Raw genomic sequence first — 721 nt, 5'->3', positions numbered from 1 at the left:
CACCAGAAGTAGATAGCTTAACCTTCGGGAGGGCGTTTACCACGGTGTGGTTCATGACTGGGGTGAAGTCGTAACAAGGTAGCCCTAGGGGAACCTGGGGCTGGATCACCTCCTTAACGATAGACTGCTTGTTTGATGCAGTGTCCACWCAGATTGCCTGGTTAAAATGTAAGAGAGCGCTAACGTTGCCCAACAACGTTGGCAGAAACACTTGGTCCCGTTCGTCTAGAGGCCTAGGACACCGCCCTTTCACGGCGGTAACAGGGGTTCGACTCCCCTACGGGACGCCACTTTCTAAATACACTCATCTGAGTGTGATTAGAAAGTGGATATCTCTTGATAAACACATGCTCTTTAACAATCTGGAAAGCTGACTAGTAAATTCAATTTTTACAATTGAATTAAAATGTTTCATCGAGAACGAGTTCTCAAGCAATACACATTCAAGTGTCTTGTGTAAGAGTCCGGCGAAAAACCAATGTCCTTACTTTTCTTGATCGAATGTAGGTGACGTAAACCTTGGTTGTTTGAACATACGCTTTTGTCTTCACTTTTTTGAAAAGTGAAAATAAAAAACCTCTTGGGGTTGTATGGTTAAGTGACTAAGCGTACACGGTGGATGCCTTGGCAGTCAGAGGCGATGAAGGACGTACTAACTTGCGTTAAGCCCAGATTAGGCAGTAAGAGCCACTTGAGTCTGGGATTTCCGAATGGGGAAACC

At 45.3% G+C, this 721-nt stretch carries 1 tRNA gene and 2 rRNA genes; all 3 read left to right on the top strand.

What is annotated here, in order from left to right:
* Window positions 1-116, top strand: a 16S ribosomal RNA gene (locus EIZ48_RS28625); the annotation flags it as partial.
* Between the two features lie 98 nt (window positions 117-214).
* Window positions 215-290 (top strand) — tRNA-Glu (locus tag EIZ48_RS28620).
* A 302-nt stretch (window positions 291-592) separates the two neighbouring features.
* Window positions 593-721: ribosomal RNA gene (locus tag EIZ48_RS28615) — 23S ribosomal RNA — on the top strand; the annotation flags it as partial.

Source organism: Photobacterium alginatilyticum (genome assembly GCF_009910675.1).
GTDB classification, from domain to species: Bacteria; Pseudomonadota; Gammaproteobacteria; order Enterobacterales; family Vibrionaceae; genus Photobacterium; species Photobacterium alginatilyticum.
The sequence above is the reverse complement of the archived record's forward strand: the minus strand, read 5'-3'. Positions and strand labels throughout refer to the sequence as shown.